Here is a 4031-nt window from a genome sequence, read left to right on the forward strand (position 1 = left end):
GCTCGCGCCGCCCCGACGACCCGGCCGATGTCGTCACCCTGGCCCGTCCCGCCCGCTGACCCGTCCCACCCGCTGACCCGACCTGCCCGACCACCTCCTGCGAGGAGCACCATGACCGACCCCTCCCCCGCCACCGACGTCGCGCTGCCCAGCGGCGCCAACGCCGAGGCCAGCGTGCCCGACTGGTTCACCGAGGCCCGCTTCGGCATGTTCATCCACTGGGGCGTCTACGCCCTGGCCGCCCGCCACGAGTGGGTGATGACGCGGGAGGAGATGGACACCGCCACCTACCAGCGCTACCTCGACCACTTCGAGGTCGACCGCTACGACCCGCGCGACTGGGCCCGGCGCGCCCGCGAGGCGGGGATGCGCTACGTCGTCATCACCGCCAAGCACCACGACGGCTTCTGCCTGTGGGACAGCGACCTCACCGACTGGTCGGTCGCCTCCACCCCGCACGGCCGCGACCTGCTCGGCCCCTTCGTCGAGGCCTGCCGCGCCGAGGGCCTGCGGATCGGCTTCTACTACTCGCTGCTGGACTGGCACCACCCCGACTTCACCGTCGACGGCCTGCACCCGCTGCGCAACGGCGACGTGGAGGCCCTCAACACCGGCCGCGACCTCACCCGCTACCGGGAGTACCTGCACGGCCAGGTGCGCGAGCTGCTCACCCGCTACGCCCCGGTCTCCTACCTCTTCTTCGACTTCTCCTACAGCGACGACGACCACAAGCGCGACGTGTTCAACGGCAAGGGTGCGGCGGAGTGGGGCAGCGAGGAGCTGCTGGCGATGTGCCGGGAGCTGCAGCCCGACATCATCGTCAACGACCGCCTCGACGTCCCCGGCGACCTGGTCAGCCCCGAGCAGTACCAGCCGCTCGGCCCGATGACGGTGTCCGGCCGGCCGGTGCCGTGGGAGGCCTGCCAGACCCTCAACGGCAGCTGGGGCTACGACCGCGACGAGCTGCACCACAAGAGCCCGGAGCTGCTGGTGCGGATGCTGGTGGACGGGGTGTCCAACGGCGGCAACCTGCTGCTCAACGTGGCCCCCGACGGCCGCGGCGCGCTGCCGCCGGTGGTGCGGGACACCCTGGCCGGGATCGGGGACTGGATGGAGCTGCACGAGCGCTCGATCCGGGGTGCGGGCCCGGTGACGGTGGCGGTGGACGTCCTCGGCCCCTCCGACGTCCGGCTCACCCAGCGCGGTGACCGGCTCTACCTGCACCTGTTCGCCTGGCCGATGCGCCACGTCCACCTCGGCGGTCTGGGCGGACGGGTCGCCTACGCCCAGCTGCTGCACGACGGCTCGGAGATCCGCTACACCGAGGCCGACCCGACGGTGCGCGCCTACGGCAGCGGGATGGGTGGGCTGCCCGCCGGCGCGGTGACCTTCGAGCTGCCGGTGCTGCGTCCCGACGTCCTGGTGCCGGTGGTGGAGATCTTCCTGCGGGAGCAGGGATGAGCACCGCCGGTGCCGACCCGGTCGACGTCGTCGAGCTGACCCGGCTGCTGGTCCGCACCCCCAGCCCCAACCTGCCCGGGGACGAGCGGGCGGTGGCCGGGGTGGTCGGTGAGGTGCTCACCACCCTGGGACTGCCCGCGCCGACGGTGCTGGCCGCCCGGCCGGAGCGGCCCAACCTGGTGGTGACGCTCGACCTCGGGCCGGGCGGGTCGCACCTGGTGCTCTCGGGCCACCTCGACACCAAACCGGTCGGCGACGGCCGGTGGAGCGTCGACCCGTGGGCCGCCGAGGTCGACGGCGACCGGCTGGTGGGGCTGGGCGCGGCCGACATGAAGGGTGGGCTGGCCGCGGTCCTCGTCGCCGCCGGCCGGGTCGCCGCCAGCGCCCGGACCGGACGGCTGTCGCTGGTGCTGACCGCCGACGAGGAGAACTCCTCCACCCTGGGCGCCCACCACATCGCGCCGCTGCTCGACCTCGATCCCGACGGGGTGGTGATCGCCGAGCCGGGTGGGATCGAGACCGACTTCGACCGGCTGCACCTGGTGAGCCGCGGCCTGGCCCGCACCCTGCTCACCGTGCGCGCCGACCAGGGCCACTCCAGCCTCTCCGGCGAGGCGGGGCTGCGCAACGCCGGGCTGGAGCTGGCCGCCGCGCTGGTGGCCCAGCGCGACGCCGACGTCGCGACCCCGGCCGACGAGGACGACCTGGTCGGCTGGCAGACCACCACCAACCCGGCGCTGCGGCTGGAGGGCGGGCTCGGCTACGGGGTGCTGCCCGGTCTGGTACGTGCCTGGACCGAGGTGCGCACGCTCCCGGGCGCCGACCGCGAGCAGGTGCTGGACGCGCTGACCGCCGCCGCCCGGCACGGTGCCGGCGCGGACGCCGACCTGGCGGTGGAGTACGACGCCGCCCCGCACGACTGGCTGCCCGCCACCCGCGTCCCCCGCTCCTCACCGCTGGCCACCACCGCCGCCGACGCGCTGGAACGGGTGCTCGGCAGCCGTCCGCCGGCCTCGGTCTTCCCCGGCACCACCGACGCCACCTGGTTCTCCGCCGCCCGCGGCTGGCCGGTGCTGCCTGCGCTCGGCCCCGGCCTGCTGCGCCGTGCGCACCGCGCTGATGAGGAGGTCTCGCTGCGCGCGGTGCGCGCCGCCGCCGACCTCTACACCGAGCTCGCCACCGCCTTCTGCTCCGGGCCCGCCCCGTCGGCCGACCCGGCCGGGCCGACGTGAGCTGCCGCGGGCCGGCGTCCGGCACGGCAGCCGGGTCAGCTGAACCCGAGCACGGCCTCGATCACCCGGGCCGTCGCCCCCTGCAGGGCCCCGGACGTCCCGAGCTCTGCCAGCCGGACCTCGACCGCGCGCCCGCCGACCGGGGGGCAGCGCTCGGCCACCGCCTCGGCGACCGCCTCGACCAGGTCACCGGCCAGCAGCTCCGGCGGGCCGGCCAGCAGCACCTGCTCCAGGTCGACCGCGGCCACGGTGGGGGCGAGCACCCCGGCCAGCAGCTGCCCCGCCCGGCGCAGCCGCTCCCGGCGCCCCTCGGCGTCCTGGCCGGCGACGGAGGCCTCCAGGTGCGGCTGGGAGAGCACGGTGCTCAGGCAGCCGCGTCGTCCGCAGTGGCACACCTCGCCCTCGGGGTCGACCTGCAGGTGGCTGATCTCGCCCGAGGCGCTGCGGTGACCGCGCACCAGCCGGCCCTCCAGCACCAGCCCGGCGCCGACGCCGACGCCGACCGACAGCAGCAGGAACCCCGCCGCGGAGGCCGACCCGTAGGTGTACTCGGCCAGCGCGAGGGCGTCGGCGTCGTTGACCACCTGCACCGGCGTGCCCAGCGCCCGGCCGAGGGTCTCGGCCAGCGGCACGTCGGTCCAGGACAGCTGCAGCGACTCCAGCACCCGCCCGTCCGGGTCGACGATGCCGGGCACGGCCACCCCGACCCCGAGGACACGGCGCGGCGAGGCCTCGATCGCCTGCCGGCACATCTGCTCCAGCGCGGTCACCGCGGCCGAGGAGCGCAGCCCGGCGAAGTCGGACCACACCTCCTGCACCACGACGCCGTCCAGCCCGAGCACCGCCAGCCGCACCCGCGACAGCGAGCGCAGGTCGACCGCGACCACGTGGTGCTCGCTGCTGAGCAGCCCGACCAGGGTGCCCGGCTTGCCCACCCCGCCGGTGCTGCGCCGACCCAGCTCGGAGACGATCCCCTCCTCCACCAGCCCGGCCACGATGTCGGAGACCGACACGCTCGCCAGCCCGGTCGCACGCGCCAGGTCGGCCCGCGTCATCGGGCCGTGGTGGAACAGCCAGCCGAGCACCGTCCCCCGGTGCTGCACCCGCGCGCGCCGGGGCACCACCCGGGCGCCGCGCCGCACCAGCAGCGGTCCGGACGCCGGTGTGCGGGACGCAGGTGGCTCGCTCATGGCGCCATAGTGTCCCACCTCCCCGCCCCGGACGGCGTCCTGCGCCCCGACCCGCCCGGCGGCCGCACCCGCCCGGGTGCCTCCACCTGCCCGACCTCTGCCACCCGACCACGAGGAGCCCTGCTGTGACCCTGGACGTCGTCCCCGC

3 protein-coding genes are annotated in these 4031 nt (G+C 75.7%); 2 read left to right on the top strand and 1 reads right to left on the bottom strand.

Annotated features, from left to right (window positions below; all coding sequences use genetic code 11):
• Positions 1–111 precede the first annotated feature (111 nt).
• Complete coding sequence (locus DVA66_RS17890) at positions 112–1461, top strand: alpha-L-fucosidase (RefSeq protein ID WP_114561260.1); 1350 nt, start codon at positions 112–114, stop codon at positions 1459–1461.
• Positions 1458–2693 (top strand): M20 family metallopeptidase, encoded by a 1236-nt coding sequence (locus DVA66_RS17895; protein WP_114561261.1) that lies wholly within the window; start codon positions 1458–1460, stop codon positions 2691–2693. Before DVA66_RS17890 ends, DVA66_RS17895 begins: the two co-directional genes overlap by 4 nt.
• A gap of 35 nt (positions 2694–2728) precedes the next feature.
• Here the strand turns inward: DVA66_RS17895 and DVA66_RS17900 are convergent, their stop codons facing one another.
• Entirely contained in the window at positions 2729–3883 is a 1155-nt protein-coding gene (locus DVA66_RS17900) for an ROK family transcriptional regulator (RefSeq protein WP_114561262.1), read from the bottom strand.
• Between the last annotated feature and the right edge of the window lie 148 nt (positions 3884–4031).

Origin of the sequence: Desertihabitans aurantiacus (genome assembly GCF_003344635.1) — a bacterium.
Lineage (GTDB): Bacteria > Actinomycetota > Actinomycetes > Propionibacteriales > Propionibacteriaceae > Desertihabitans > Desertihabitans aurantiacus.